Raw genomic sequence first — 1218 nt, forward strand, 5'->3', positions numbered from 1 at the left:
AAGTATGCCCGTACTGGTAGCCGGATTTCGAAGGACCAGCGCATTAGTTGTTGAATAATCGGCCAGCTGGTAAGATAATCCGCTATATAATGAACTGTTAATTATCCGGTTTGTAGGCAAGCCATAATTAAGGTTTAGCGGGGAACAGCTATATCCTTTCTCATAAAGGACAGAACCAATATCATCTAAGTCCACTGTTGTAGTATTCTGTGACTTTTGGGCTCCATTCGCAACAACGTCATGATTAAAACCAGAAACAGAAAGTGGTTGATAAGACTGTGCAAAACCACTGATGCCGGTGCTTAACAGTAAGCAAAACAAAAGACTCCGGACCAGCCATTTATTTAGACTGCATTTCAGGAAAAGTGAACGAAAAGAAAGGGGGTAAAATGTTTTTTGCGTATAGGGGAAATACATAGTCTGATAAAAAATTAAATAGGTTGAGAATGATTACCTGAACATTATCGGGTAAAACTTAAGCGCACAAATGTCTATGACCTGCGACAGAAATTTTTGATGAGTACTGAGTAGATAACGGGGACTCAGACTAGCTAACAGTCCTTTCGTATAACACAGAATTGATTTTTCATTTGTTTGTACACAGGTGTTTAGCGGCCATGAGGCCGGTTAGACAAGGACAATACAACGCCAGTGTAGCTCATATGGCTTCACGATTGTGTTTTACCGTACGACAATGGATGATACGTGTCAGACGCCTGTGTCCGGACACAGACGATTGCCAATCAGCCAGTTGCAGAGCAGAGGTTGCCGGTATTGTCGCTGTCGGCAAATGATCTGTTGGGGTGTTGATTGTTCACAGGACAAAGCTCCGGCGAACAGAACAAAAAAAAAATACCTCGTACGAGGTATTTTTGCGTATCCGGCCAGTTAAGAACTTTGCAGCCGTTAACAGGGGGCACGGCCGCAGGCTTGCAGTGTGTCTCTTTTTTGTCGCCGTATGAATGACAGGATAAGGATTTATGTATGGGCCGTACTTTTAGCGATCAGTGTAGGATTTGCCGTCCGGGATCAGTTCCACCAGCCGGTCCGTGCTATACCGCAGGCTGACGGCACTACATATACGCTATCGGCCCTGCCCGACCATGTCCCCCTTAATGACTATGTGCTGGTCAGTCAGACGTTCCGCCCTGATACCGTCCGCTCGCTGAGGCAGCTCCTGCCCCTGATCCGCCGCAGGTTCAGGCGCAATCCTTATCC

At 46.1% G+C, this 1218-nt stretch carries 2 protein-coding genes; one reads left to right on the forward strand and one right to left on the reverse strand.

Translation table 11 applies throughout. The annotated features are described in order from the left end of the window. On the reverse strand, window positions 1-417 hold a 417-nt coding region (locus BLX24_RS33540; RefSeq protein WP_218160741.1), incomplete at its 3' end, for a hypothetical protein. A gap of 541 nt (window positions 418-958) precedes the next feature. On the opposite strand from BLX24_RS33540, the gene BLX24_RS32440 reads away from it, so the two are divergent. Continuing rightward, a partial coding sequence (locus BLX24_RS32440) for a hypothetical protein (protein WP_143092939.1) occupies window positions 959-1218 on the forward strand: 260 nt, incomplete at its 3' end.

Origin of the sequence: Arsenicibacter rosenii, assembly GCF_001870735.1 — a bacterium.
Lineage (GTDB): Bacteria > Bacteroidota > Bacteroidia > Cytophagales > Spirosomataceae > Arsenicibacter > Arsenicibacter rosenii.